Here is a 26,304-nt window from a genome sequence, read left to right as displayed (position 1 = left end):
GGTTATTTTGTGTCACGAGCAATGATTGCTGAGGACCGTTGTATGAGCACAGCAGACACTTGTTATTCCAATCAGAAAGACGCAGAGCGGCTTTCCGCAGACAATATCTCGCGCATCATCAAGGGATTGCCTGCCAAGGCGCAGATGGTTTTGCGCGGGCTGGTGCATATGCAGAGCGGCGCGCTGACACTGACCCTGCCCGATGGTCGCAGCGTGATGATCAAGGGCAAGGTGAGCGGGCCGTCGGCCCGCGTCACGTTGCACAATTGAACCTGCCTCAACGCGCGTTGACCGGCGGCACCATCGCTGTGGCCGAAAGCTACATGGATGGTGATTGGGACAGTCCGGATATCGGGGCTTTCCTTGAGCTTTTTCTCGTCAATGCCGATGTCGGTCGTAATTTTGCCAATGGAGCCCGGGGCTTCTTCCGCCTCGTGGAGAAATTCCGCCACTGGATGAACGCCAACACGAAATCCGGTTCAAAGCGCAATATTTCGGCCCATTATGATCTCGGCAATGCCTTCTACCGGGAATGGCTGGATCCCAGCATGACGTATTCCTCGGCATTGTTCGCGGACGGCGCAAACGATCTCCAGTCTGCGCAGCGGGCGAAATACAAGGCGCTGGCTGAGGCGGCAGCTATCCGCTCGAGCGATCATGTGCTGGAAATCGGCTGTGGATGGGGCGGTTTTGCCGATTATGCGGCAAGCGAGATCGGCTGCAAGGTGACCGGCCTGACCATCAGCCGCGAACAGCTGGAATTTGCGACGCAGAGGATGAAGAAGGCCGGTCTTTCCGACAAGGTCGATATCAAGTTCCAGGACTATCGCGACGAGGCGGGTCAATACGACCGGATCGTTTCGATCGAGATGTTCGAGGCGGTCGGTGAAAAATATTGGCCGACCTATTTCTCGCAGCTCCAGCGCTGCCTGAAACCAGGCGGCAAAGCCGGCCTGCAAATCATCACGATCAAGCCGGAAGCCTATCAGGAATATCGAGACAATCCCGATTTCATCCAGAAATACGTTTTCCCAGGCGGCATGCTGCCGACACGCGAACATCTGGTCGATCTTGGCCGCAAGGTCGGCCTGAAGATGAGCGCCGATTTCGGCTTCGGTCTGGATTATGCCCGGACTCTGGCCGAATGGCGGGAGCGATTCTGGTCCGTCTGGGACAAGATCGAGCCGCTCGGTTTCGATATCAGGTTCAAACGACTCTGGGAGTTCTACCTGTTCTATTGCGAGGCCGGGTTCCGCGCCCGCAACATCGACGTCAGACAGGTCGTCTATGAATGATCAGCACGGCGGCGGCCTTGCCGACGGTCGCATCAGTCGCCGCGTGCTTTTCGCCTACGCCCTGCCTGCCGCGCCACTGGCCGCGCTCGGCCTGCCGCTCTATGCCCTGGTGCCCACCTATTATACCGAAACGCTCGGCCTGCCGATCGCTTCGGTCGGCTGGGTGCTCCTCATCATCCGCCTGTTCGACGCGCTGACCGATCCGCTGACGGGCTATGTTGCCGACAGGATCAGTCCGTCGTTCGGCCGCCGTCGCTTGCTGTTCCTTTTGTCCCTACCTCTCGCCGCCCTCTCGGCCTGGATGCTCTATTGGCCGCCGGCCGATGCCGGGTTGGGCTGGCTGGCGGGCTGGGGCATGCTGATCTCGCTTGCCTTCACGCTGGCGACCGTGCCCTATGCCGCCTGGGGCGCGGAACTCGTACCGGACTATCATGGTCGCACCGCGCTTACGGCGGTGCGCGAGGCGCTGACACTGGTCGGCACACTGATTGCCATCGTGCTGCCGTTTACGATCGGCTTCGAGGTGAAGGGGTTTTCCGGACTGGCGGCGCTCGGTGTTGCTGTCGCCGTCATGCTGCTGGCCTTTGGCTGTTTGGCCGTTTTTATTGTGCCGGAACCGCGGGATGCAACGATCAAGCGTCTTGCCTTGCGCGAGGCGATTACCCTGCTCGCGCAGAACCGCCCCTTCCTGCGATTGATCGCGGCGTTCTTTCTCAACGGATTTGCCAACGGCATTCCGGCAACGTTGTTTCTATATTTCGTCTCCGCGCGCCTGGAACTGCCGGAGATGCGTGGACCCTTGCTGTTCCTATATTTTCTGTGTGGCATCGCCGGCGTGCCGCTTGCAACCCTTGTTGCACGCCGCCTCGGCAAACATCGCGCCTGGTGCCTTGCGATGATCATCGCCTGCGTGATCTTCACCGTGGCACCGCTTCTTCCTGTCGGCGCACTGGTCCCCTTCGCGCTTGTCTGCGCCGCAACCGGCCTGTTGCTCGGCTTTGATCTGGCTTTGCCACCCTCGATCCAAGCAGATGTCATCGATGCCGATACGGCGTCCTCTGGCGATCAGCGCAGCGGCTTTTATTTTGCGGCTTGGGGACTGGCAACCAAGCTCTCGCTCGCAACCGGCGCGGGCCTCGTGCTGCCGCTTCTGGCCTTCTTCGGCTTTGATCCGGCACCGGCGGCGACCAACGATTCATCCGCGCTGTTGGCCCTCGCCGTGATTTATGCCTGGATACCGGTCGTGCTGAAGCTCGCAGCGGTTGCTCTCATGTGGAATTTTCCAATTGATGAAAGCGCTCAGAAAAGCCTGCGCGAACGTATCGCGATTTGAATTTAGACTTTGTTTTGATCGACGTTCGGTACGGAATCCGGCATTGTCCGCGCTTCGAGCGGTCGTTTCTTCCAGCCCGTCGCGCGGTTGATCAGCCAGAAATAGGTAGGGTAAGGCAGCAGGCGCAGGAATTTCAGCGCATAGGTGAAACGCTTCGGGAAGGTGATCTCGAACGCCTTCGACCTTAAACCTTCCGCGATCCGGTCGGCGGCCTGCTCCGGGCTGATCAGCGCCGGCATTTCGAAGGCGTTCTGCGCCGTTGCCGGCGTTTCGACAAAGCCGGGATTGATGATCTGGATGCGGATACCGATCTTGTCGAGATCGAATTTCAGGCTTTCCGCCATGTTGATCAGCGCCGCCTTGGTCGCACCATAGGCAGCACTGGTCGGCAGGCCGGCGTAACCGGTGACGGACGAGACCAGCCCCACCTGCCCGCCATTCCCTTGCGTCTTCATATGCCGGATCGCCGGGAGCAGGCAGTTGACGACACCATGCAGGTTGACGGCAAAGGTCTTTTCAAAATCCTCGCGGTACAGATCCTCGCCATGCACGGGGATATAAACACCAGCATTCAGGACAACCAGCGCCAGTCGTCCGTGGTCATATTCGATGGCTGATACAATGCGCTCCATGTCGCGCGGATCCGTCACGTCGCCGTCAAGAACGATGATTCGGCCTAAACTTTGGGCCTCGTGCTGCAGAGCAACCAGTTTTTCATGGTCGCGCGCCGTTACCACCACGCAATAACCATCCCTGACAAGGCGTAGCGCCAAGGCCCTTCCAATGCCGGAACTTGCACCGGTCACCCAGGCGAGCCCATGGTCCGGACGTGCGATGTAGTCGCTCATGAAATGTCCCTGTTGTTCACGGATGTCCTCACCGGAAAGACGCGTCAACAGACGCATTGTTCCGGGGAGAGCCGGCGTTCAGCCGATCAGGTCGCCGATCATCTGGCGAAGCGAACCTGTGAGTTTCAGCGGCGCATCGACCACGGCAAACCCAATGCAGGGACGGTCCTTTTCGGCGATCGGACGGTGATCGACGCTGTCATCGGCCACGGAGATATCGCCCGGACCATAGCGTCCGCGCGCGTCATTGAAGGCGCCATCGAGTACGAGAGAAAATTCGCATCCCTTGTGAGTATGGGCTGGGACTGCGCGGCCCGGCCGGATCCAGAAGAAGCTGACCTCGAAACCATCAAAATCGCCGACGACATATTCCTTGAAACCAGGAAGTTTGGTCTTCCAAGGGATGTCTTCGGCCTCAAAGCCGACAAAATCGTACAATGCGCGCGGCATAAGAGCATTTGTCGGTCTTGCCGGTTTGCTTTGGATCGGCTTTCGTTCGTCTTCCCGAGAAAGGAAGATTTGCTCGAGACGCAGGTTCCTTGACGCCATTGGCGCTGGCTCAATCTTTTCGAGAAGGTCGCCCGCAAGCGCTTCAAAGGCAACCAGTTTGGGGCGATTGTCGGCCTTGAGTTCAAGATGCGCAGCAACCAGCACACGCGCAGGTTCAGGAAGAATGCCAGCGGCATAGTGCGCAATCAGTGCATCGACCGTATTCAAATTATCGCCTGCCATCGGCTGAAAATTCCTATTTCGCGCGGCCTGTTCCCAGCCCTCGTATGCCTGCTACATCCTACGACTTTACGCCAAAATTGGATCACACCGGCGAATAAACGTGCCCATCCCTGGATTCTGGTGAATTTTTGTCAGCGAAGGCGTTCTGTTAAAACAGTATTTCTTGTTTTGTATGGTCGGCAAGTCGAAAACACGGCAATCTATCAGGAATGGATAGCCCCTGCGCTAAGGCGCTTGCACTCGGGCACTTCATCGCTGAAATAGCTTGCCTCTGGATCGAACTCCGGTCGGTCCAGCCGCCATGAAACAAGAGGTCTCTCTCCATGCCCGCATTGCCTTCCGTTCTCGATGCCATCGGCAACACGCCTTTGATTCGCCTCAAGGGCGCTTCGGATGCGACGGGGTGCACGATCCTCGGCAAGGCGGAATTCCTCAACCCCGGCCAATCCGTGAAGGATCGCGCAGCGCTGTCGATCATTCGCCACGCCGAAAGCACCGGCCAGTTGCGTCCGGGCGGTGTCATCGTCGAGGGCACCGCTGGCAATACCGGCATCGGCCTTGCCCTGGTCGCTCAGGCTCTTGGCTATCGCACCGTGATCGTTATTCCGGAAACACAAAGCCAGGAAAAGAAGGATGCGCTGCGGCTGCTGGGCGCTGAACTCGTCGAAGTGCCGGCGGTCCCCTACCGCAATCCCAACAACTACGTGAAACTTTCCGGCCGCCTTGCCGAGCAGCTGGCCAAGAGCGAACCGAATGGGGCGATCTGGGCCAACCAGTTCGACAACGTCGCCAACCGCAATGCGCATGTCGAAACGACGGCGCCGGAGATCTGGCGCGATACGGACGGCAAGGTCGACGGATTCATTTGCGCCGTTGGTTCCGGAGGCACACTGGCCGGTGTGGCAGAAGGCCTCAAGGCGAAGAACCCGGCCATCAAGATTGGCCTGGCCGATCCGGAGGGGGCGGCGCTTTATAACTTTTACGCTCATGGCGAACTCAAGTCCGCTGGTGGTTCCATCACCGAAGGTATCGGTCAGGGACGGATCACAGCAAATCTCGAAGGCTTCACGCCTGATTTTGCCTATCAAATCCCGGATTCCGAGGCCATTCCGCTGGTCTTCGACCTGATTGAACATGAAGGCATCTGCGTTGGCGGCTCTTCCGGGATCAACATCGCGGGCGCAATCCGTCTGGCAAAAGATCTCGGTCCCGGACATACCATCGTGACGATCCTTTGCGACTATGGTAACCGCTATCAATCGAAACTGTTCAACCCGGCCTTTCTCGCCTCCAAGGGGCTACCGGTTCCGACATGGTTGAGCAGGACGTCCGACATCGCAGTGCCATACGAACCCGCTGGATAGCATGATCATGACAGTGCCGACGACCGCCCTCTTTCGCGACGATTTCTATCTCTCGACAGCGGAAGCGGTGGTCACGGCAGTCTTTGACGACGGCAGCATGGAACTCGATCAGACCTGCTTTTATGCAACGTCCGGCGGCCAGCCGGGCGATAGCGGCTTTTTCGAGCGCGCCGACGGTAGCCGTATCGAGATTTCCGGTACCCGCCACGGCGAAACCAAGGATATCATCCTCCATGTCCCGGCGGAGGCGCAACCGGTACCTGACGTCGGCGAAAAACTCGTGCTGCATGTTGATTGGGAGCGTCGCTACCGCCTGATGCGCATGCACACGGCCTGCCACCTGCTGTCCGTCGTCTGTTCCTACCCGATCACCGGAGCGGCCGTGGGCGAGGAGGAAAGCCGGGTCGATTTCGACATGAGCGAAACCATCGACAAGGACAGCGTAACCGCAGACATTATGGCACTCGTCAACGCCAACCATCCGGTCTATCTGCAGTGGATCACCGACGCGGAACTGATCGCCAATCCCGGTATCGTCAAGTCGAAGAACGTGCGCCCGCCCATTGGTCTGGGCCGGGTCAGCCTCGTCTGCATCGGCGAGAACGCATTGATCGACAGCCAACCCTGCGGCGGCACGCATGTTTCCGAAACCCAGGAAGTCGGTGCGATTTTCATTGCCAAGATCGAGAAGAAGGGCAAGGAAAATAGACGCTTCCGGATCCGTTTCGGTACACCCGAAACCGCCGTCCTCTGACTGGAGATCGCACAATGAACAATACGACCAGCGCGTTCGTTGTTTCCCTCGACTGGCTTGAGCAGCGGCTTGGTGATCCGGGAATCCGGATCGTTGATGCTTCCTGGTATCTGCCGGCGCAGCAGCGGGATCCGAAGGCAGAATATGCTGCCGCGCATATTCCAGGCGCCGTGTTCTTTGACCAGGATGCCGTTGCCGATCTTTCCAGTGGCCTGCCGCATACCCTGCCCTCGCCGGAGTTTTTCGCGAAATCGGTCGGCGATCTCGGCGTTCGGGAAACGGACACAATCATCGTCTATGACGGTCCCGGCATCTTCACCGCGCCACGCGTCTGGTGGAGCCTGCGCACCATGGGTGCGCGCAATGTCTTCGTTCTCGATGGCGGCATGGATGGCTGGAAGGCGGACGGCCGCCCGGTTACGACCGACGTCCCCGCGCCTTCGCCGGTCCCCTTTACCCCTAGCTTCAACGCTGCGGCTGTCACCAGCTTCCAGGAGATGACCGCCATCGTCGCCTCCGGCGAACGTCAGATTGCCGACGCACGCGGCCCCGGTCGATTTACCGGCGAAGAAGCCGAACCGCGAGCCGGCATGCGCTCCGGCCATATGCCGGGCGCCCAAAGTCTGCCGTCAGGCGTTTTTTCGCAAGGCGGAAAATTGAAGTCGCTCGAAGAGTTGCGGAAAACCATCGAGGCCGCCGGGATCGATCTTTCAAAGCCCGTCGTCACAACTTGCGGCTCCGGCGTAACCGCCGCAATCATCACGCTGGCGCTGCAATCCCTTGGCCATGCGGACAATACGCTTTACGATGGATCCTGGTCTGAATGGGGCAGCAGGCAAGACACCGCTGTCGTTACCGGGAAAGAATGAACTGAATGGCCATGCGCAAGACACCCCAACCTGTTCCGGTCCATATCACCGAGCTGGAAATGACGGCGCCGCCGAAGCAGAGCCTGCCTGTCCCGATCAATATCCAGACCGCGATCATGCGGGTGCCGGAAATTCCGTTGCCCTTCTATCGTTTCCTGTATCTGCAGGTCGGCCGCCGCTGGCATTGGGTCGATCGCCTGCGCCTCAATGACGAGGCCCTGACAAAGACCTTGCACGACAAACGCAATTCCGTGTCGGTGATTTACGTCAACGGTGCACCGGCCGGCTTCTTCGAGTTGCTACAGCTGGATGAGGATACGGTCGAACTTTCCCACTTCGGCATGTTCGAGCATGCGCTCGGCCTTGGCCTTGGCAAATGGTTTCTGTTGCAGACACTCTATGCCGCCTGGAGCTACAATCCAAAGGTCGTCAAAGTCTCGACCAACAATCTCGACCATCCGCGCGCGCTTCAACTCTATCAGCGCTTCGGTTTTTCTCCGGTCTCAACCCGAGACGACACGCTGCTGCCGCTGAGCGACAAGGAATTGTCGGCGCTGTCCGGGCTATTCTGAGCGGCTTTATACCTCCGGCAAGAATCGGGTGTCGCCGGTCGCAATGCGGTTGCAGGTTAATGGCAGCAATTTACGGGAGCCTGCCATGTCCACCATCGTTTTTACCGCCATGCCGACCAATGACGCTCGACAGCTCTGGAACGGCGGTCCAGATGCCTATGGGATGAAACCAGAGGTCAGCCGGTCGACGGGCGCCGGCACACCGTGCCGCCACTGCCTTCGCAACATTGACGACGGAGAGGCTTATCTCACCCTGGCCTATCGCCCCTTCCCGGCGCTGCAGCCCTATGCCGAGACCGGCCCGATCTTTCTTCATGCCGAACCGTGCCCACGCTACGATGCAATCGAAATTCTGCCGCCCGTTCTGGAAACGAGTCCAGACTTCATCCTCCGTGGTTATGGTGCCGATGACCGGATCGTCTATGGAACGGGTGCCGTCACCGAAACGGCCCGCATCGCAGGCAGGGCGGACGAACTGCTGTCCCGCGAGGACATCGCCTATGTGCATGTGCGCTCCGCCCGCAACAATTGTTTCCAATGCCGCATAGACAGACGAAAGGCGCCGCATCACGCAGATCGCGGCGCCTTCATCTAAGGATCACTTATCTGGTCAGGCGACGTTCAGCGCCATTTCCGGAGCAAAGCTTTCATAGCCAAGCGCATCTGCGACGGCGCGGTTGGTCACACGGCCGCGGTGAACGTTGAGACCGGCGCGCAGGTGCCGGTCTTCGGCAATCGCTTTCAGACCGCGGTCCGCAAGCTGCAGGCCGTAGTAAAGCGTCGCATTGTTCAGAGCCTGCGCCGACGTGACGGGCACAGCGCCCGGCATGTTGGCGACGCAGTAGTGCACCACTCCATCGACTTCGTAAGTCGGATCGGAATGGGTGGTGGCATGCGAGGTCTCGAAGCATCCGCCCTGGTCGATTGCGACGTCAACGATGACGGCGCCCTTCTTCATGCCGGAGAGCATTTCGCGCGTGACAAGCTTCGGTGCGGCGGCACCGGGAATGAGAACGGCGCCGATGACCAGATCGGCCGAGAAGACTTCTTCTTCCAGCGCGTCGATAGTCGAGAAACGGGTGTGGATGCGTCCGGCGAACAGATCGTCGAGTTGGCGCAGGCGTGGAATGGAACGGTCGAGAATGGTCACGTCGGCACCGAGGCCGACCGCCATGCGCGCCGAATGCAGCCCGACAACGCCGCCGCCGATGACAGTCACCTTGGCCGGCAGCACACCGGGCACGCCGCCAAGCAGAATGCCGCGACCGCCATTGGCCTTTTGCAGTGCCGTGGCGCCCGCCTGGATCGCCAACCGCCCGGCCACCTCCGACATCGGCGCCAGAAGCGGCAGTCCGCCGCGCTCGTCGGTCACTGTTTCATAAGCAATCGCTGTTACGCCTGAGCCGATGAGGCCCTTGGTCTGTTCCGGATCCGGCGCCAGGTGCAGGTAGGTGTAGAGAATCTGGCCGTCGCGGAGCTGCGCCCATTCGGAGGGTTGGGGTTCCTTGACCTTGACGATCATGTCGGACTTGTCGAACACATCCTTGGCTGTCGCGACGATCTTCGCTCCGGCGCCACGATAGGCGTCGTCATCCGCGCCGATCCCGGCACCCGCCTTTGTTTCGACGATCACCTCATGCCCGTGCGCCACATATTCGCGCACCGCCCCCGGCGTCAGGCCGACACGATATTCATGATTTTTGATTTCCTTCGGGCAACCGATACGCATGCGCGTTCCTCTCCATTGGGCAAAAGCCGCTTTCCTCGACATTGCTAGCCAACCAGAAACGGAATGGAATGTCCTTGCAAAGACAGATATGAAATGCGCAATTTTTCGCGTATTCTTGCGTAAAACATCAAATCCTCGAAGGAAATTTCGAACAATGCCGATGGATACAATCGATGCTGCAATTCTGCGTGTTCTCCAGCAGAACGGACGCATCGCCAACGCGGAACTTGCAGAGAAGATCGGCTTGTCGGCATCCGCCTGTTCGCGGCGTGTCGATATTCTCGAAAAGACCGGCGTGATCAGTGGCTATCATGCAAGATTGTCGCATAAGGCGCTCGATTATCGCATCATGGTTATCGTGCACATCTCACTCTCCGGCCAGTTTGCCAAGACCCTGACCGAATTCGAAGCTGCCGTGAAGCTGTGTCCGAATGTGCTGGTCTGCTACCTGATGTCCGGCGAGTACGATTACATCCTGCGCGTCGCTGCCAAGGATCTCGAGGACTACGAGCGCATTCACCGCGACTGGCTATCGGCCCTGCCGCATGTCGTGAAGATCAATTCCAGCTTTTCCCTGCGAGAGATAATAGACCGCCCCAACGTCGGCGTCTAAAGCGCAGTGCCCAAAGCAAAGATCAGGATGCAATACCGCTTTCGACGCGATTGCGGCCATTGCGTTTGGCTTGGTAGAGCATGGCGTCGGCGCGCGACAGAAGGTCCTTCAGCGTCGAGCCGTCCTGCGGTGTCGAAGCGATGCCTATGCTGATGGTGACGACAGCTTGATCGCTGGTTCGGACCACGGCCTCGACGCCTGCCCGGATGTCTTCCGCATGCTGGAGCGCCAACGCGGCATTAAGGTCCTCGCTGAGAATGGCGAATTCCTCGCCACCATAGCGGAACAGATGGTCTGTGGGTCTGAGATGTGCCTTCATGCTGCTGACGATGGCCTTCAGCACGCGGTCGCCTTCCGGATGCCCCAGGCGGTCGTTGACGCTCTTGAAATGATCGGCATCGATGATCATTAGGCTGGCGGGTGTTCCCGTCGCGACGGCGTTGCGGATCAATCGTATCCCGTCGAACTCGAACCGGCCGCGATCGAGTGTGCCTGTCAGGCTGTCGCGCCCCGAGCGCGAGAGCAGATCTTCATAGCGCTCGCGAAATGTCAGGTCGTTGAAGATATCGCCGATCGGCCGCCGCGATACGGCAAGCACTGTATGGTTGGAGAAATGCAGATAGGCGCCGAGCAAAACGGAATAAAAGGCCGCCGCACCCATTTTCGCCAGCCAACCGCCCCAGAAGACTTCAGCCGGCGCACCGTTCATGGCGTGCAAGGCGATAAAGAAACCGGCTTGGTCGAAGGTGAGCACGAGAGCGCCGCAGAGAAAGAACCGCAACGTCATGAACCGTCGCAACCGATGCCCTAACCGCTCGTATAGAAGGATGATGAGCAGCGAATCGAGATAAAGGAGCAGCGTACCCCACACCATGAGCCAGCCCATCTCGTCGATGAAAGCAAGATCAGCGATGCGGCCCGGTACGATCGACACCGTCTCATGCTGTTGCAGGATGAAACCAAGCGCCACCGTCAGAAAGTTGCCGACGAGTAGGCCATAGATTGGCTGGCGCACCGTAGCAGCATCCTCCTTGACGTAAAGAAGCAGGATCATCATCAGCTTGCCGGAAAACAGCACGGCGGAGCCCGGTGAGATGACCCCAAAGGGCAATTGCACATAGAACACAGCGGCCAGATAGGTCTCGATAAAGTGCATGACGCCAAGCGCTGCAATGAACACGCCGAGGCCCAATCTGTGACGCAGATGGAGCAGAGTGATCATGATCGTCACGTAGACGAGCGCTTCACCTAGAAATAGAAATAGATTGGCCATTGAATGCGTCACTCGGATTGCATGAATGTAGTCCTAACCTGCAAGTTTGAACAAAACTTTATAGTTCATATCGCTAAATCTGCGGCGGAAGTATCGCCCGCAAACGACACCCGCAAAATTCTGGGGCTTGCCCCGCCGGATACATCAGCCATCATCGAGATCCCGCTGGGGGGCTGGCATCACACTGCGGACATGTTCCTTGGCCAACATCGCAGCCACCGCTCCACCCAATGTCGCGTCAGATTGTTCGAAAGGTGATTGTCATGAGCAACCCGTCCAGCCCCTCACCCTGTCCCGCCGTTTGCTTATCGGCGGCCTGTCCGCCGGCGCGGCAATGGTCCTGCTGCATCCGTTCTCGGCGCGCGCCGCCGCCAATCAGGCGCATCTGCGCATCATGGAAACGACGGACCTGCACGTCAACGTCTTCCCCTATGACTATTATGCCGACAAGCCGAACGACACGATGGGGCTTGCCCGTACCGCCTCGATCATCGATGCGATCCGCGCCGAGGCCAGCAACTCGATCCTCGTCGACAATGGCGATTTCCTACAGGGCAATCCGATGGGCGACTATATTGCCTATCAACGAGGCATGAAGGCAGGCGACATGCACCCGGTGATCGCCGCGATGAATGTGCTCGGTTATGATTGCGGCACGCTTGGCAACCATGAATTCAACTACGGCCTCGATTTCCTCTTCAATGTCACGAACGGCGCCAATTTCCCGCTGGTCTGCGCAAACCTGACCAAGGGGACGCTGGCCGGCAATGCCCGCGAGGACGAGCTTTTCCTCAAGCCCTACATTATCCTTGATCGCAAGGTGAAGGATGGCAGCGGCGCAGAACATCCGATCCGCATCGGCCTGATCGGTTTCGTGCCGCCGCAGATCATGACCTGGGATGCCAAGAACCTTGAAGGCAAGGCCATGACAAGGGACATCGTCAAGGCGGCGCAGGCATGGGTGCCGCAGATGCGTGAGGAAGGCGCCGATATCGTCGTCGCCCTGTCCCACTCCGGCATCGGTCAGCAGGCCTATGAAGAAAATCTCGAAAATGCCTCCGTGCCGCTGGCCGCCATCGAGGGCATCGACGCGATCGTCACCGGCCACAGCCATCTCGATTTCCCGGGGCCGAAATTCGAGGGCGTTGCCGGTGTCGACAACGTCAAGGGGCTGGTCTCCGGCAAGCCCGGTGTCATGGGTGGTTTCTGGGGCTCGCATCTCGGCCTGATCGATCTGCTACTCGAGCGCGACGGCGGAACCTGGCGCGTCGTCTCCTCCACCAGCGAGGCGCGTCCGATCTATCATCGCGAAGACAAGAAGGTCGTCGCCAATGTCGGGGACAAGAAAGAAGTGCTGGCCGCAGCCCAGGCCGAGCACGACGCGACGCTTGCCTATGTCCGCACGCCCGTTGGTAAGACCGCCGCGCCGCTGCAGTCCTATTTCGCCTTGGTCGCCGATGATCCGTCCGTGCAGATCGTCTCGCAGGCGCAGACTTGGTACATCAAGGACATGCTGAAGGAGACCGAATACAAGGACTTGCCGATCCTGTCCGCGGCCGCACCCTTCAAGGCCGGCGGCCGTGGCGGTGCGGACTACTATACCGACGTACCCGCGGGCGACATCGCTATACGCAATGTAGCCGACCTTTATCTTTACCCGAACACGGTGCAGGCCGTCGTCATCACCGGCGCCCAAGTCAAGAACTGGCTCGAAATGTCGGCCGGCATGTTCAACCATGTCAAACCCGGCGCCAAGGATGCCGTGCTGCTCAGCGACAGCTTTCCATCCTATAATTTCGATGTCATGGATGGCGTCACCTATGCCATCGACCTCTCGCAGCCGCCGAAATACGACAAGGACGGCAAGGAGATCAATGCAGGATCAAACCGAATCCAGAACCTTCAGTTTTCCGGAAAGCCGATTGATCCAAATCAGAAATTCGTTATCGCTACAAACAACTATCGGGCTGGCGGTGGCGGCAATTTCCCGGAAATCGGCGCCGACAAGGTTGTCTTCGTCGCACCCGATACCAACCGCGACGTGATCGTCCGCTACATCATCGCCGAAGGCACCATCAACCCGTCGGCCGATGCCAACTGGACCTTCGTACCGCTGGCCGGCACCACCGTCATCTTTGACAGCGGTCCAAAGGCCAGGAGCTATGCGGCTGCCGTCAAAGGCGTCAAGATCGAGGAGGCTGGTGAAGGTACTGAAGGCTTTGCGCGGTTCAGGATCACGCTTTGAATTCACCTGAAAACAGATTGGGCGGCTCATCGGCCGCCCTTTTCGCTCATGCCTGCAACGCCTCAGACCTGCCGCATCGGGGCATCATCTGCAAACAAAGATGGACCGTGCTGGTCGATAATCTGTCTGGCCTTGCGAAAAGCGGCGTCTGTTGCATCCTGCTCTGAACTGAACAGGTCGGCGCGGATGAACGAGCGAATGCGCGTCTGCCCGTCGATTTGCTTCTCGATGATTCCGCCAAGGCGATATTGCGAGGCTTCGCGCTTCGGCGCGGCCTTGATCAGGCAATCGGCATAGGTCTCCGTCTTGCCGGGAAGCGCCTCCGCTTCCTTTGCCGCACCACCGGACAAGCCGAACAATTTTGAGAAGAATGAAGCCATGCACCAGACTTACCATGGTCAATGACGCCGTCAAAGACCAAGTTCTTGAAACTCCACAGGCGTGATATGGGGCGGACTCTTGTGCCCTTGTGTCCAGACTGTCGCCGACCGCCGCATATCAGCGCCGCGCTCCGGATGGAGCAGCCGCTTGTACAAGAGACGGCGATTGATTGTTGTCGGCTCTCAAAAAGAATTACAATTCCGCAGCAAGCCATTGTTTAGATGAGTTAATCATATAACGAGATTGGACAGGATTTCGTTGTCGGTAATGTCCTGGTACCGCAGACCGGCTGCATCAAAGGCCGCCTTTAGCCGTGGAAAATTCTCCGGCTTCTTTGTTTCGATGCCGATCAGGATCGAACCAAAATTGCGGGCCGATTTTTTGAGGTATTCGAAGCGGGCAATATCGTCCTCGTCGCCGAGCATATTGAGAAAATCCTTCAGGGCGCCGGGCCTTTGCGCCATGCGCAGGATGAAGTATTTCTTCAGTCCGAGATGCCGCATCGCCCGTTCTTTGACGTCGGGCAGGCGTTCGAAATCGAAGTTGCCGCCGGAGACGACAGCGACCACGGTCTTGCCTTCGAGTTTCTCACGCCCCAGAGCATCAAGCGCGGTAATGGCAAGAGCCCCGGCCGGCTCCAGCACGACGCCTTCGACATTCAGCATGTCGGTGATCGTGACGCAGATCGCGTTTTCAGGCAGCAGCATGACCTGATCAGACGAGAAGCTTTGCAGCGCCTCGAAATTAAGGTCACCGATCCGGGCAACGGCGGCGCCATCGACGAAATTATCGACCTGATCGAGCGTCACCTGTGCGCCTGCTTCGAGGCTTCGCTTCAGGCTCGGCGCCCCCGCGGGTTCGCAAAACAGGAAGGCTGTCGGGTCGACATGGCCCTTGAAATAAGCGGTCACGCCGGCCGAAAGCCCGCCGCCGCCAACCGGCAGCACGACGAGATCCGGCAGTACACCGTCTGGCAACTGCTCCATCATCTCTGCGGCAACGGTCGCCTGCCCCTCGATAATGTCGGCATGGTCAAAAGGTGGAACCATGAAACCATCAATCTGTTCAACATGTTCCTGCGCTGCCTTGTAGCACTGGTCGAAGAAGTCGCCGAACAGCTTGATGGTGATGAACGCGCCGCCGAACATGCGCGTCTTGTCGATTTTCTGCTGTGGCGTTGTCACCGGCATGAAGACTACGCCCGGTACGCCGAAATGGCGGCAGACGAAGGCAAATCCCTGCGCATGATTGCCGGCCGAGGCGCAGACAAAGGTCTTGCCGGTCCCGCCCGCGGCAATCACCTTACGGAAGAAGTTGAAAGCGCCGCGAATCTTGTAGGATCGAACCGGTGAAAGATCTTCCCGCTTCAGGTAGATCGAGGCGTTGTAGCGGGCGCTCAGATGTTCGTTCAGCTGTAGCGGTGTTGCCGGGAAAAGGCTGCGCAGCGCCTCGGCTGCAGTATCGACGTCTTGGCGGTTCATGTCCGGTCCGGCTTTCATGCAAATTTCTTTGCGCCCCTATGACACATTGGTGTTGTGGATGCCACTGCACGCCCCTGAAACCGGAGTATCGGAATCTTGATTCGTTTCATTGCCGCAAGGGGCGTTTGGCCTCTCTCGCCTTGACTCGCCGCCGAAAATACAGAAATCTTTCAAAGAGTTTGGGAGCGTGGGGGAAACAAGATCATGGCACGGCATCGACTGGGACTGGCCGCTGGCGCGGCATTGGCGGTACTCTCGATTTTCGAACTGACCGGTCAGACCTTGGCCGGTCCCCTCGCAGAGGCGGCGGCCAAGGCTGAGGGACTTGCGGCAAGCGGCGATGCCATCGGCGCCCATGATGTCATGCGCCGGGCGATCAGCGATTTTTCTGAATCCCTGCCCTTTTCACTCGGCAAGGCGGTTTTCGTTAAATCCGATCCCGCAGGCTATGCGATGTACGAGCCCAAGGAGGAACCGGTCTTCAAACCGGGTGAATCGCTGATCTCCTATGTCGAGCCCGTGGGTCTGAGCTGGAAACAATCGCCGGTTCAGGGCAAGATCGCGACGCATTTCACCGTCGATTTCGACATATTAAATCCGGCCGGTGATGTGCTTGCCGGGCAGAAGGCGTTCGGTGATTTCACCTTCACCGGATTTTTCCGCAATCAGGAGATCTATTCGACGCTGACCATCGACGTCAGCGGTGCACCGGCCGGCGACTATATCCTGCGCTTCCACTTCAACGACGTGAACAGCGGCAAGACCACCAGCATCGACCAGCCGTTCAAGATCGCAGAAAAATAGGCGCGGGCTCGTGCAGAACGTGACCACGATCGGTTTCGATGCCGATGATACGCTTTGGCAGAACGAGCAATTCTACCAGTTGACGCAAGCACGATTTCTCGACCTATTGAAGGACCATGCAGGCGTGGACCTGCCGAAGCGGCTGCTGTCCGCCCAGAAGCGCAACCTCGCCCTCTACGGTTTCGGCATCAAGGGTTTTACCTTGTCGATGATCGAAACTGCGCTGGAGGTGACCGACGGCAAGGCACCCGGCGCCGTCATCTCGGGCATTCTGGAGGCCGGTCGCGACATGCTCGGCCATCCGCTGGAAACCCTCGCAAATGTATCCGAAACGTTGGAAGCGCTCGCGGGTCGCTATCGGCTGGTCCTCATCACAAAGGGAGATCTGTTCGATCAGGAACGCAAGCTGGCGGCCTCCGGCCTTGGTGATTTTTTGATGCGATCGAGATCGTCAGCGACAAGACGGTCGCGACCTATGCCAAGGTCTTTGCCCGCCATGGTGACGGACCTGCAAAAAGCCTGATGGTGGGCAATTCCCTGAAGTCCGACGTTCTGCCGGCGCTTGAGGCCGGCAGCTGGGGTGTTTATGTACCGCATGCGCTGACATGGTCGTTCGAACATGCCGACAGGCCGGAAAATCACCCGCGCTTTCACGAGATCGCCGATCTCGGCGGACTTCCGCCGCTTCTGGAGGCAATCGGCTAGACCGGATTCTTCTCCGCCTTGGCTGCCGTAATATCAGCGATCATCATTGCTACCGCGGCCTCGGCTGCTGCAAGCACGGTTTCGTCACGCGCCCGGATGACGATGTCGGTCGAGAAATTCTTGCCATCGAATTTCGGATAGGAGCCGATACTGGTCTCGGGATGCGCCTTCTGCACCAGTGTCAGCGGTCCGCCGATATCGCCTTCGCCAAAAGGTGACAGCACCGATCGTGACAGCACCGCCGTCCCGGTTTTCAGCTCCGGCAGGATGGCGTTCAGCATGGCCTGGAAGACCTGCGGCACGCCGGCCATGACATGAACATTGCCGATGATGAACCCGGGCGCGGTCGAGACGGCGTTCGGGATATGGCGCGAACCGTTGGGCATGCGCGCCATGCGCCGGCGGGCCTCGGTAAATTCCATCCCCCGCCGCTCGTACATCGCGGCCAGAAGCTCCATCGCCAGTGGATCATGCACGCATTCCACGCCAAAGGCGCGCGACACCGCGTCCGCAGTGATATCGTCATGTGTCGGGCCGATCCCGCCGGAGGTAAAGACGTAGTCATACTGTCCGCGCAGGCTGTTCAGCGCCGCGACGATGGCCGCCTCGTCGTCGGCAACGATCTCGCACCTCTTTCAGGTCGATGGCCGCCAGCGTCAGAACATCCGCCAGATGCCCGATGTTCTTGTCCTTCGTCCGTCCGGACAGAAGTTCGTCGCCGATGGCGAGCATCGCTGCGGTCACGATCGTATCATGTGTCATGGGAAATCCTGTGAGAGGCCTTGGATCGTTCAACGAAAAAATGTCACTGTCAATTCCTGTCGAACAGTCTGTCGTCCCGTTCGCTTCTGGCAGTCGGCTCTGAAACTGTTAAATCCTAAGTTCATGGGCAATCAAGCGGAATTGCCGGACTTCAAACAAGGAGATCATGATGGCCAAGGTACTGGTTCTCTATTATTCGGCATACGGGCATATCGAAACCATGGCATACGCCGTGGCGGAAGGGGCAAAGTCGGTCGGAGCGGACGTCACGGTCAAGCGCGTGCCGGAACTTGTTCCAGAAGATGTGGCGAAGGCCCAGCATTTCAAGCTCGACCAGGCAGCGCCGATCGCGACCCCGGGCGAATTGGGTGATTATGACGCCATCATCTTCGGCGCCGGTACCCGCTATGGCACGGTCGCATCGCAGATGCGCAGCTTCGTCGATCAGACCGGCGGCCTGTGGATGCAGGGCGCACTGGTCGGCAAGGTCGGTTCGGTGTTCACCTCGTCCGCGACCCAGCACGGCGGCCAGGAAACGACCATTCTTGGCTTTATCCCTACCCTGATGCACCACGGCATGGTCGTCGTCGGCCTGCCCTACGCCTTCCAGGGCCAGATGGGCGTCGATGAAGTCAAGGGTGGCTCGCCCTATGGTGCCTCGACGATCACCGGTGGCGACGGCTCGCGCCAGCCATCCGAGATCGAACTCGAGGCCGCCCGTTATCAGGGCGCCCACGTCGCCAAGATCGCGGCCAAGCTATCGGCCTGACAAGCGATTTATCGAAACGACTCCATTTGCAGGGCGGCCTATTGGCCGCCCTTTGTTTTTCTGGTGCAGCCCGTTGAAAGACTTGCGGAGCGGTTTGGCAACTTCCCTTCACCCGCCGCGTGATCGCCTTTCTCCCAACGCAACTCTATCGCGGTGCCGGTCAACGGAGCAGCGCGAAGCTGCACTTGAAAATTGGCTTGAGCTTAACCAGGTGGAATTCTGGAGGGCGCTATCCCTGTTTCATGTTACTATGCCGCTACGAAAACCATGACAGGACACTCGAAACGAAAAATTCGCTGGGGAACCGGATGCGTATCAAGCCCGTTCCTGATGGCTTAATCAGTCCGGAGCAACGGACACTCGAAGGGAGAAGACTATGTCGAAAATCGTCTACACAATCGTGCCGCATGATGGCGGATGGGCCTACAAGCTCACGGATGTGTTTTCCGAAAGTTTCCCCACGCGAGACATTGCGCTTGCTGCCGCTAAGGCTGCTGCGGCCGAACAACAGGTCGGCGGCGATGACGAGGAAATCAGCTTCCAGGATCAGACAGGCGCCTGGCATTTTGAGCACGCGGATGGCGGCGATCGTCCCGAAGCGGTCGTCGAAGACCGTTATCTAAACGCTGCTCAACAGTAGTATTCCCAGGATGCCATAGATTGAGTGGTGCGGACGACGGGGATCGAACCCGTACAGATCTCTCCGAGAGATTTTAAGTCTCTTGCGTCTACCAGTTTCGCCACGTCCGCATGGCTTGTCTTTCAACAAGTTCTCGGGCGTTGGTCAAGACGTGTTTCGCAGTTTAGCGACGAGACGCGATGGGCCGGGCGTTTAGCACCCGCCGGCAAGCGTTTCTGTGCAAGCGACTGAACACTGTCTGCCCCACTCCTGATTGCCGAGAGGCTTGCAAACCGCCGGCGATTGCCGCTAAAGCAGAAATTCGGGGCGCACGCTAGATCATCAAGTACGCCTTGGCCTAAACGCTGATGATAAGCTGGAGCTGCGCGCATGTCCCTTCCCGAAAAAGCCTTTCCCGTATCCTGGGATCAGTTCCATCGCGACGCCCGTGCGCTCGCCTGGAGACTGGCCGGCGAAGGGCGCGAGTGGAAGGCGATGGTCTGCATCACGCGCGGAGGCTTGGTGCCGGCGGCCATCATTTGTCGCGAGCTTGGCATCCGCCTGATCGAAACAGTCTGCGTGGCGTCCTATCACGATTACGTCGAGCAGGGAAAAATGGTCGTTATCAAGGGCATCTCTGAGGAACTGAAGGCCGATGGCGGCCGTGACATCCTCATCGTCGATGATCTCACCGATACGGGCAAGACGGCAGCCATTGTTCGGGAAATGCTGCCGAATGCACATTTCGCCGCTGTCTATGCCAAGCCGATGGGGCGACCTATGGTCGATACCTTCGTCACGGAAGTGAGCCAGGATACGTGGATCTATTTTCCCTGGGACATGGGCTTCACCTATCAGGAGCCGATCGCCAAAGGTACCCGGGGCTGATCACACCGTCTTTCCCTGCATCCCAGCCGCACAATTAATCGGTCGATCGATTTGGTTTCGGGGATTTATACGGTAGGTTGCCGCCAACACTGCGATCTCCACGCAAGAGAGACGCTATGGCGCTGAATAGCGTGGCCACCCGATGGGGAAAAGGAAACATCAATGCGCCGCGAGGCTTCTGCCCTGCTCGGTCTGGGGTTGCTATTTTCAGCGGCGAGTTCCGCTTCGGCGCAAGAGGCCATTCATGTCGAACCGGTCAGAGACTATGTCGAGGCCCGCGTGCGCCCCTGGATCGCCGACCCGTTGATCATTGGCGCCCTCAAGGACCAGAACGATCTGCACGCCCATCTGACTCAAAACGCCGTTTCCGACCTCGATGCCCAGTGGCGCTTAGAGTTTGGCAGAACGCACAGACCGCTGATCGAGTCCGTTCTGTCGAACCCCCTTTCGCAATTCCTGAGGGATAAGCAGGCGCAGTCCGATGGGGTGATTACGGAAATTTTCGTGATCGACGCCAAGGGGCTGACTGTCGGTGAGAGCGAGACCACGTCCGACTACTGGCAGGGCGATGAAGCCAAGTGGCAGCAAACCTTCTTGGTCGGTGCCGGCGTGCTGTTCATCGACAAGGGGGAGAAGGATGAATCGACCCAGATGCTGCAGTCGCAGGCCAGCATGACGATTTCCGATCCCCGCACCGGTCAGCCCATCGGCTCGATCACCGTCGGCATCAATCTCGACGCCCTATAGCGGGACAGTCGAACCCCGCGCGAATCGTTTAGGGCCACCCACAGTTTCCGTCCCCTGACCATCCGCAAGATTGTAGGTCTCGCTAATCCTGCGGATTTTTACCTGCAAAATGTCGGATTTTTCGGTTCGAATTTATGGCGAGAACTCATCGCTGCCGCCAAGCACCTGATTTTGCTTGTTTTGCCCGCTGTCCCCGTTTTCCACAAGCGCCACACACTATATCTGGTGTTCGCAATTCCTTCACAAACCACCCCTTGACGGAATCGGGTGGGATGCGGTTAATGATTTCTACGTTGCGGCGGCGGCGAGACCGGGAAAGTTACGAGGCCGGTTTGTTTCAAACTTTCGTCTGGTGTTCAGGCGGCCCTGGTGGATGATCCGCCGGTCGCGATGGCGATTTTTTGCGATATTTCTCTCGCCCCATGCGTCACAAAAAGCTGGCGTAAAGAAGTTGTTAATACTATATTTAGTGTTTGCAGCCAAAATCAGCACAAGATACAGGGTAACCCGGGACCGGGTTTCCCCACATATGTGGAAACTGAAGCTGGCTGCGCATCCTCCCTGCGCGGCCGGTCGGGGACAATTTTGCCCTGCGCCACGGCGCCAGGGACGCGGCAAACAAAGGATTACGGGACTATGCAGATCGAACGTCGTTTCACCCAGGCCGGCCAGTCGGCCTATGCGCAGATTGAGTTCCGCAAGGCCATCAGCGAGATCAAGAATCCCGATGGCTCGATTGTGTTTCGCCTCGCGGATATCGATGTTCCCGCGCAGTTTTCTCAGGTCGCCGCCGATATTCTGGCGCAGAAATATTTTCGCAAGGCCGGCGTTCCCGCTCGCCTGAAGAAGGTCGAGGAAAATTCCGTTCCGTCCTGGCTGTGGCGCTCAGAGGCCGATCTTGCCGCCATGAAGGATCTGCCGAAGGAAGAGCAGTACGGTTCCGAAACCGATGCCCGTCAGGTTTTCGATCGTCTGGCCGGCACCTGGACCTATTGGGGCTGGAAGGGCAACTATTTTGCGTCCGAAGAAGATGCGCTCGCCTTCCGCGACGAGCTCGCCTACATGCTCGCCACCCAGCGCGTCGCCCCGAATTCGCCGCAGTGGTTCAACACCGGCCTGCACTGGGCCTATGGCATTGACGGCCCCGGCCAGGGCCACTTCTATGTCGACCCCTTCACCAACAAGCTGGTGAAGTCCAAATCGTCCTACGAACATCCGCAGCCGCATGCCTGCTTCATCCAGTCTGTTGGTGACGATCTCGTCAACGAAGGCGGCATCATGGACCTGTGGGTTCGCGAAGCGCGCCTGTTCAAGTACGGCTCCGGCACCGGCTCCAACTTCTCCTATCTGCGCGGTGAAGGCGAAAAACTTTCGGGCGGCGGCAAGTCGTCGGGCCTGATGTCGTTCCTGAAGATCGGCGACCGGGCTGCCGGTGCCATCAAGTCGGGCGGCACCACGCGCCGCGCCGCCAAGATGGTCGTCGTTGACATCGACCACCCGGATATCGAGGCCTACATCAACTGGAAGGTCAAGGAAGAGCAGAAGGTCGCTGCCCTTGTGACCGGCTCGAAGATCGTCGCCAAGCACCTGACGGCGATCATGAAGGCCTGCATCAATTGCACCGCCGATAATGATGCCTGCTACGATCCCAAGCAGAACCCTGCCCTCAAGCGCGAGATCAAGGCCGCCAAGAAGGACCAGGTTCCGGAAAACTACGTCAAGCGCGTCATCCAGTTTGCCAAGCAGGGTTACAAGGACATCGAGTTCAAGACCTATGACACCGACTGGGATTCGGAAGCCTATCTCACCGTGTCGGGCCAGAACTCCAACAATTCCGTCTCGCTGAAGGACGACTTTTTGCGCGCCGTCGAAGCCGACGGCACCTGGAACCTCACCGCCCGCAAGGACGGCAAGGTGATGAAGACGCTGAAGGCCCGCGACCTCTGGGAACAGATTTCCCATGCCGCCTGGGCATCCGCCGATCCGGGCCTGCACTTCAACACGACCATGAACGACTGGCACACCTCGCCGGCCGCAGGTCCGATCCGCGCATCCAACCCCTGCTCGGAATACATGTTCCTCGATGACACGGCCTGCAACCTTGCCTCGCTGAACCTGCTGCAGTTCAAGGATGCGACGACCAAGAACATCGACATTGCCGATTACGAGCATGCCGTGCGCCTGTGGACGCTGGTTCTCGAAATCTCCGTGATGATGGCGCAGTTTCCATCCAAGGAAATCGCCGAGCGCTCCTATGAATACCGCACGCTCGGTCTCGGCTATGCCAATATCGGCGGTTTCCTGATGTCGTCGGGCATCCCCTATGATTCTGACCGAAGGCCGGGCCATTGCCGGCGCCCTCACCGCGATCATGACCGGCGTCTCCTATGCGACCTCGGCCGAAATCTCAGCCAAGCTCGGCCCGTTCCCGGGCTTCAAGCCGAACCGCGAATCGATGCTGCGGGTCATCCGCAACCATCGCCGCGCTGCGCATGGCGAAACCCAAGGCTATGAAGGCCTGTCGGTCAATCCGGTTGCCCTCATCCACGCAGAATGCCCGGATCAGGATCTCGTTGCCCATGCCACGGCCGCCTGGGACAAGGCGCTGGAACTCGGCGAAAAGCACGGCTACCGCAATGCTCAGGTCTCCGTCATCGCACCGACAGGTATGATCGGCCTCGTCATGGATTGCGACACGACCGGCATCGAGCCCGATTTCGCGCTGGTAAAATTCAAGAAGCTCGCCGGCGGCGGTTACTTCAAGATCATCAACCGCGCCGTTCCGGAAGCCCTGCGCACGCTCGGCTATTCCGAGAGCCAGATTGCCGAAATCGAGGCCTATGCGGTCGGTCATGGCAATATCAACCAGGCACCGGCCATCAACCCCGGCTCGCTGAAGGCCAAGGGCTTTACCGACGACAAGATCGAGGCGATCAACGGCGCCACCAAGGCTGCCTTCGACATCAAGTTCGTCTTCAACCAGTGGACGCTCGGCCTTGATTTCCTGAAAAACACGCTGAAGGTCAGCGACGAGCAGCTTGCCGACATGAGCTTCAGCCTGCTCGAGCACATCGGTTTCTCGAAGAAGGACGTTGAGGCGGCCAATGTGCATGTCTGCGGTGCGATGACGCTTGAAGGCGCGCCGTTCCTCAAGGCCGAACACCTGCCCGTCTTCGATTGCGCCAACCCCTGCGGCAAGATCGGCAAGCGTTATCTCTCGGTCGAAAGCCACATCCGCATGATGGCCGCCGCCCAGCCGTTCATCTCGGGCGCGATCTCGAAGACCATCAACATGCCGAACGACGCCACCGTCGAAGAATGCGGCGCAGCCTACATGCTCTCCTGGAAACTGGCGCTTAAGGCCAACGCGCTCTACCGCGATGGCTCGAAACTGTCGCAGCCGCTCAATTCCTCGCTGATCGAGGATGACGAGGACGAGGATGCGATGGAGGATTTCCTGGCAGCCCCGGCAGCTGCCCAGGCCGTCACCGTCACCGAGAAGATCATCGAACGTGTCATCGAGCGGGTCACCCGCGAGCGTGAAAAGCTGCCGAACCGCCGCCAGGGCTATACCCAGAAGGCGATCGTCGGTGGACACAAGGTCTATCTGCGCACCGGCGAATTCGGCGACGGCCGCATCGGCGAGATCTTCATCGACATGCACAAGGAAGGCGCTGCCTTCCGGGCGATGATGAACAACTTCGCCATCGCGATTTCGCTCGGCCTGCAATATGGCGTGCCGCTGGAAGAATATGTCGAGGCCTTCACCTTCACCAAGTTCGAGCCGGCCGGCATGGTTCAGGGCAATGACGCGATCAAGAACGCCACGTCGATCCTCGACTACGTGTTCCGCGAACTTGCCGTCTCCTACCTCAACCGCCACGACCTCGCCCATGTCGATACGTCCGACTTCTCCAACACGGCACTCGGCAAGGGCATCCAGGAAGGCAAGACCAACCTGCTCTCGACGGGCTGGACCCGTGGCCACAAGCCGACCCTGATCCAGGGCGGCCAGGTCGACCGCACCTCCGGCGAGCCAAAGGGTGCAGCAACGGCTGCTCCCGCCAAGGCCTCCGGCGGCGCCAATGTCACCGCGTTTTCCGGCAATGCGGCCCGCAAGCTCGAAACGGTCACCGCCGTCTCGATCGCCACCTCCGAAATCGTCGCCTTCAAGCGCGATTACGAGGAACGCGCCGTCGAACTGGCGGAGGAAATCGTCGAAGAAGCTGAAAGCGAAATCACCGCCCTCTTCTCCGACAAGGCCGCGGCAGAAGCCGCCGCTGCCAAGTCGGACGCCAAGAAGCTCGAAGCCGAACGCCGCATCCGCTCGATCGCACTAGGGCTATACCGGCAATATGTGCGGCGAATGCCAGAACTTCACGATGGTCCGGAACGGGACCTGCGAGAAGTGCGACACGTGTGGTGCGACGAGTGGGTGCTCGTAAAATCCTGTGAATAACTATGACTTATGTCTAATCCAACGATGAAATGCCCAGGCCAAGTTTGATTGGACGAATCCAGGCCAGGCAAGCGTGAGGCGTAAGTCGCACCGTTCAAAGGAGGCCAAAGTGAGGCAAGAGTAGACCTAGAAAAAACAGGTCAGCCTCACCAACAACTCAAAAAGCCCGGGCAGGCTTGTCCTGCCCGGAAAAACCAACAAAACAACAAGCAGTTCAGGGATCGCGGGAGCTAAATCAGATCAGTAGACAACAGGAATTCAGCAAAATGAGCCAAGTGCCCAAGTTCGGATTTTCCGCATTTCTAAAATTGATCAACGCCAATCCCAAGCCGCAGAAACGCCTCGTCCGTGACAGGTTTCGCCCCAGCACCGGCGGTTATGATTTTCACAAAAGCCTCCGCCAACGCGTTCAGCGAATCGCTTTCGAAAATCTCAGTTTTCAGGATGCGTTAGCTTCGACGGCTGAGATCGGCAAAGCGGCCGAACGCGAGTCGGCCATCAAAGGCCTCCGTCAGTTTTCTGATTGGAGAGAAAAGAACCTCGGCGACCTCTCCGCTTGCGATAGCTTCCTGTTCGGTAGTCCCAAGGGATTTTTCAAGGTCGAGTTTACGCCGAACTTCCTTATCGAGTTGAACGGCCGTCGCACAGCGGTCCACCTCTGGAACACGCGTCAAGCATTGAGCGCTGGCCTGGTAAATGCCTCACTCTGCATGGTAGCCAGCCGCCATCCAGTCGAGGGCCGACCAGACGATTTTGCTGTGCTGTCTTTACAGGATGGGCGTCTCTTTAAGTGGTCTGACGCGACCAAGGAGACGGCAGCATTCGGCGAGAGGTTGCTGGACGTGCTTGATCTAGACTTTGCAAACGCGCGGCTGGAGTTCGGCTTGCCAGGAGCTGTCGAAGGCGACACGCCGGACAGCCCGAGACCGTGAACTGGTTCGTCGCAGAGAATGAACTAAGCCAGGGCGGGCTCTAATCTGCCCTGTGCTTCTTCTGCTCATACGATGAAAGAGGACACCCCGGATAACGACGCACGCAATCTGAGGACCTAAACCATCACCA

At 58.7% G+C, this 26,304-nt stretch carries 20 protein-coding genes, 1 tRNA gene and 4 pseudogenes; 17 read left to right on the top strand and 8 right to left on the bottom strand.

All coding sequences use genetic code 11. The features are described 5' to 3' along the window. Positions 1–42: 42 nt before the first annotated feature. Both P6U16_RS00800 and P6U16_RS00795 read left to right on the top strand, forming a co-directional pair. Positions 43–1,295: pseudogene (locus tag P6U16_RS00800) on the top strand (cyclopropane-fatty-acyl-phospholipid synthase family protein). Further along, positions 1,288–2,628, top strand: a complete 1,341-nt coding sequence (locus P6U16_RS00795; protein WP_277702249.1) for an MFS transporter — start codon at positions 1,288–1,290, stop codon at positions 2,626–2,628. Before P6U16_RS00800 ends, P6U16_RS00795 begins: the two are co-directional and overlap by 8 nt. 2 nt (positions 2,629–2,630) lie before the next feature. Here P6U16_RS00795 and P6U16_RS00790 read toward each other — a convergent pair whose 3' ends face one another. Both P6U16_RS00790 and P6U16_RS00785 read right to left on the bottom strand, forming a co-directional pair. After that, positions 2,631–3,476, bottom strand: coding sequence for an SDR family NAD(P)-dependent oxidoreductase (locus P6U16_RS00790; RefSeq protein WP_277702248.1), 846 nt, complete (start codon positions 3,474–3,476; stop codon positions 2,631–2,633). A 78-nt stretch (positions 3,477–3,554) separates the two neighbouring features. Then, positions 3,555–4,208, bottom strand: coding sequence for a ChrR family anti-sigma-E factor (locus P6U16_RS00785; RefSeq protein WP_277702247.1), 654 nt, complete (start codon positions 4,206–4,208; stop codon positions 3,555–3,557). 323 nt (positions 4,209–4,531) lie between these two features. Here P6U16_RS00785 and P6U16_RS00780 point away from each other — a divergent pair, with 323 nt between their 5' ends. The 5 genes from P6U16_RS00780 to P6U16_RS00760 all read left to right on the top strand — a co-directional run bounded on the left by P6U16_RS00780 (position 4,532) and on the right by P6U16_RS00760 (position 8,362). Continuing rightward, entirely contained in the window at positions 4,532–5,572 is a 1,041-nt protein-coding gene (locus tag P6U16_RS00780) for a cysteine synthase A (RefSeq protein ID WP_277702246.1), read from the top strand. Between the two features lie 13 nt (positions 5,573–5,585). Next, positions 5,586–6,326, top strand: a complete 741-nt coding sequence (locus P6U16_RS00775) for an alanyl-tRNA editing protein (RefSeq protein ID WP_277703956.1) — start codon at positions 5,586–5,588, stop codon at positions 6,324–6,326. Positions 6,327–6,340: 14 nt separating this feature from the next. Then, positions 6,341–7,195, top strand: coding sequence for a 3-mercaptopyruvate sulfurtransferase (gene sseA, locus P6U16_RS00770; protein ID WP_277702245.1), 855 nt, complete (start codon positions 6,341–6,343; stop codon positions 7,193–7,195). Between the two features lie 11 nt (positions 7,196–7,206). Continuing rightward, positions 7,207–7,767 carry a GNAT family N-acetyltransferase gene (locus P6U16_RS00765; protein WP_277703955.1) on the top strand — a complete coding sequence of 187 codons (561 nt, stop codon included), beginning with the start codon at positions 7,207–7,209 and terminating at the stop codon, positions 7,765–7,767. Positions 7,768–7,852: 85 nt separating this feature from the next. Further along, positions 7,853–8,362 (top strand): DUF1203 domain-containing protein, encoded by a 510-nt coding sequence (locus P6U16_RS00760; RefSeq protein ID WP_277702244.1) that lies wholly within the window; start codon positions 7,853–7,855, stop codon positions 8,360–8,362. A 15-nt stretch (positions 8,363–8,377) separates the two neighbouring features. Here the strand turns inward: P6U16_RS00760 and ald are convergent, their stop codons facing one another. Next, positions 8,378–9,496, bottom strand: a complete 1,119-nt coding sequence (ald, locus tag P6U16_RS00755) for an alanine dehydrogenase (protein ID WP_277702243.1) — start codon at positions 9,494–9,496, stop codon at positions 8,378–8,380. 154 nt (positions 9,497–9,650) lie between these two features. Here ald and P6U16_RS00750 point away from each other — a divergent pair, with 154 nt between their 5' ends. Then, complete coding sequence (locus P6U16_RS00750) at positions 9,651–10,109, top strand: Lrp/AsnC family transcriptional regulator (protein ID WP_277702242.1); 459 nt, start codon at positions 9,651–9,653, stop codon at positions 10,107–10,109. Positions 10,110–10,131: 22 nt separating this feature from the next. On the opposite strand, the gene P6U16_RS00745 is transcribed toward P6U16_RS00750, so the two are convergent. Continuing rightward, on the bottom strand, positions 10,132–11,382 hold the full coding sequence (locus P6U16_RS00745; RefSeq protein WP_277702241.1) for a GGDEF domain-containing protein: 1,251 nt from the start codon (positions 11,380–11,382) through the stop codon (positions 10,132–10,134). A gap of 289 nt (positions 11,383–11,671) precedes the next feature. Here P6U16_RS00745 and P6U16_RS00740 point away from each other — a divergent pair, with 289 nt between their 5' ends. Beyond that, entirely contained in the window at positions 11,672–13,627 is a 1,956-nt protein-coding gene (locus P6U16_RS00740; protein WP_277703954.1) for a bifunctional 2',3'-cyclic-nucleotide 2'-phosphodiesterase/3'-nucleotidase, read from the top strand. Positions 13,628–13,689: 62 nt separating this feature from the next. Here the strand turns inward: P6U16_RS00740 and P6U16_RS00735 are convergent, their stop codons facing one another. Together P6U16_RS00735 and ilvA are read right to left on the bottom strand one after the other, a co-directional pair. Further along, positions 13,690–14,007: an HlyU family transcriptional regulator gene (locus P6U16_RS00735; RefSeq protein ID WP_277702240.1), complete on the bottom strand. Its 318-nt coding sequence runs from the start codon at positions 14,005–14,007 to the stop codon at positions 13,690–13,692. A 231-nt stretch (positions 14,008–14,238) separates the two neighbouring features. Continuing rightward, positions 14,239–15,489: a threonine ammonia-lyase gene (gene ilvA / locus P6U16_RS00730; protein WP_277703953.1), complete on the bottom strand. Its 1,251-nt coding sequence runs from the start codon at positions 15,487–15,489 to the stop codon at positions 14,239–14,241. Positions 15,490–15,693: 204 nt separating this feature from the next. Here ilvA and P6U16_RS00725 point away from each other — a divergent pair, with 204 nt between their 5' ends. Then, positions 15,694–16,293 (top strand): hypothetical protein, encoded by a 600-nt coding sequence (locus P6U16_RS00725; protein ID WP_277702239.1) that lies wholly within the window; start codon positions 15,694–15,696, stop codon positions 16,291–16,293. A 10-nt stretch (positions 16,294–16,303) separates the two neighbouring features. Continuing rightward, a pseudogene (locus P6U16_RS00720) lies at positions 16,304–16,998 on the top strand (HAD family hydrolase). Here the strand turns inward: P6U16_RS00720 and P6U16_RS00715 are convergent. Beyond that, a pseudogene (locus P6U16_RS00715) lies at positions 16,995–17,760 on the bottom strand (competence/damage-inducible protein A). The pseudogenes P6U16_RS00720 and P6U16_RS00715 sit on opposite strands and share 4 nt — an antisense overlap. Before the next feature lie 169 nt (positions 17,761–17,929). Here P6U16_RS00715 and wrbA point away from each other — a divergent pair. Continuing rightward, positions 17,930–18,529 carry an NAD(P)H:quinone oxidoreductase type IV gene (gene wrbA / locus P6U16_RS00710; protein ID WP_277703952.1) on the top strand — a complete coding sequence of 200 codons (600 nt, stop codon included), beginning with the start codon at positions 17,930–17,932 and terminating at the stop codon, positions 18,527–18,529. Positions 18,530–18,905: 376 nt separating this feature from the next. Continuing rightward, positions 18,906–19,169, top strand: coding sequence for a DUF2188 domain-containing protein (locus P6U16_RS00705; protein WP_277702238.1), 264 nt, complete (start codon positions 18,906–18,908; stop codon positions 19,167–19,169). 25 nt (positions 19,170–19,194) lie between these two features. On the opposite strand, the gene P6U16_RS00700 is transcribed toward P6U16_RS00705, so the two are convergent. Next, positions 19,195–19,279: transfer RNA gene (locus P6U16_RS00700), tRNA-Leu, on the bottom strand. Positions 19,280–19,538: 259 nt separating this feature from the next. Here P6U16_RS00700 and gpt point away from each other — a divergent pair. The 4 genes and pseudogenes from gpt (at position 19,539) to P6U16_RS00680 (ending at position 26,174) form a co-directional block, all read left to right on the top strand. Next, a complete protein-coding gene (gene gpt / locus P6U16_RS00695) occupies positions 19,539–20,036 on the top strand; it encodes a xanthine phosphoribosyltransferase (RefSeq protein ID WP_277702237.1) in 498 nt (165 codons plus the stop codon). A gap of 162 nt (positions 20,037–20,198) precedes the next feature. After that, positions 20,199–20,783, top strand: coding sequence for a hypothetical protein (locus P6U16_RS00690; protein WP_277702236.1), 585 nt, complete (start codon positions 20,199–20,201; stop codon positions 20,781–20,783). Positions 20,784–21,419: 636 nt separating this feature from the next. Further along, positions 21,420–25,228 (top strand): annotated as a pseudogene (locus P6U16_RS00685) (vitamin B12-dependent ribonucleotide reductase). A 280-nt stretch (positions 25,229–25,508) separates the two neighbouring features. After that, positions 25,509–26,174, top strand: coding sequence for a hypothetical protein (locus P6U16_RS00680; protein WP_277702235.1), 666 nt, complete (start codon positions 25,509–25,511; stop codon positions 26,172–26,174). Positions 26,175–26,304: the final 130 nt, after the last annotated feature.

The organism is Rhizobium sp. 32-5/1, from assembly GCF_029537235.1.
Lineage (GTDB): Bacteria > Pseudomonadota > Alphaproteobacteria > Rhizobiales > Rhizobiaceae > Pararhizobium.
The sequence above is the reverse complement of the archived record's forward strand: the minus strand, read 5'-3'. Positions and strand labels throughout refer to the sequence as shown.

Coding starts and splice junctions, on each gene's coding strand:
- P6U16_RS00760 (WP_277702244.1), top strand. CDS start 7,853: ATGTCCACCATCGTTTTTACCGCCATGCCGACCAATGACGCTCGACAG.
- P6U16_RS00795 (WP_277702249.1), top strand. CDS start 1,288: ATGAATGATCAGCACGGCGGCGGCCTTGCCGACGGTCGCATCAGTCGC.
- P6U16_RS00765 (WP_277703955.1), top strand. CDS start 7,207: ATGCGCAAGACACCCCAACCTGTTCCGGTCCATATCACCGAGCTGGAA.
- P6U16_RS00680 (WP_277702235.1), top strand. CDS start 25,509: ATGAGCCAAGTGCCCAAGTTCGGATTTTCCGCATTTCTAAAATTGATC.
- P6U16_RS00725 (WP_277702239.1), top strand. CDS start 15,694: ATGGCACGGCATCGACTGGGACTGGCCGCTGGCGCGGCATTGGCGGTA.
- wrbA (WP_277703952.1), top strand. CDS start 17,930: ATGGCCAAGGTACTGGTTCTCTATTATTCGGCATACGGGCATATCGAA.
- sseA (WP_277702245.1), top strand. CDS start 6,341: ATGAACAATACGACCAGCGCGTTCGTTGTTTCCCTCGACTGGCTTGAG.
- P6U16_RS00750 (WP_277702242.1), top strand. CDS start 9,651: ATGCCGATGGATACAATCGATGCTGCAATTCTGCGTGTTCTCCAGCAG.
- P6U16_RS00735 (WP_277702240.1), bottom strand. CDS start 14,007: ATGGCTTCATTCTTCTCAAAATTGTTCGGCTTGTCCGGTGGTGCGGCA.
- gpt (WP_277702237.1), top strand. CDS start 19,539: ATGTCCCTTCCCGAAAAAGCCTTTCCCGTATCCTGGGATCAGTTCCAT.
- ilvA (WP_277703953.1), bottom strand. CDS start 15,489: ATGAACCGCCAAGACGTCGATACTGCAGCCGAGGCGCTGCGCAGCCTT.
- P6U16_RS00705 (WP_277702238.1), top strand. CDS start 18,906: ATGTCGAAAATCGTCTACACAATCGTGCCGCATGATGGCGGATGGGCC.
- P6U16_RS00780 (WP_277702246.1), top strand. CDS start 4,532: ATGCCCGCATTGCCTTCCGTTCTCGATGCCATCGGCAACACGCCTTTG.
- ald (WP_277702243.1), bottom strand. CDS start 9,496: ATGCGTATCGGTTGCCCGAAGGAAATCAAAAATCATGAATATCGTGTC.
- P6U16_RS00745 (WP_277702241.1), bottom strand. CDS start 11,382: ATGGCCAATCTATTTCTATTTCTAGGTGAAGCGCTCGTCTACGTGACG.
- P6U16_RS00790 (WP_277702248.1), bottom strand. CDS start 3,476: ATGAGCGACTACATCGCACGTCCGGACCATGGGCTCGCCTGGGTGACC.
- P6U16_RS00690 (WP_277702236.1), top strand. CDS start 20,199: ATGCGCCGCGAGGCTTCTGCCCTGCTCGGTCTGGGGTTGCTATTTTCA.
- P6U16_RS00785 (WP_277702247.1), bottom strand. CDS start 4,208: ATGGCAGGCGATAATTTGAATACGGTCGATGCACTGATTGCGCACTAT.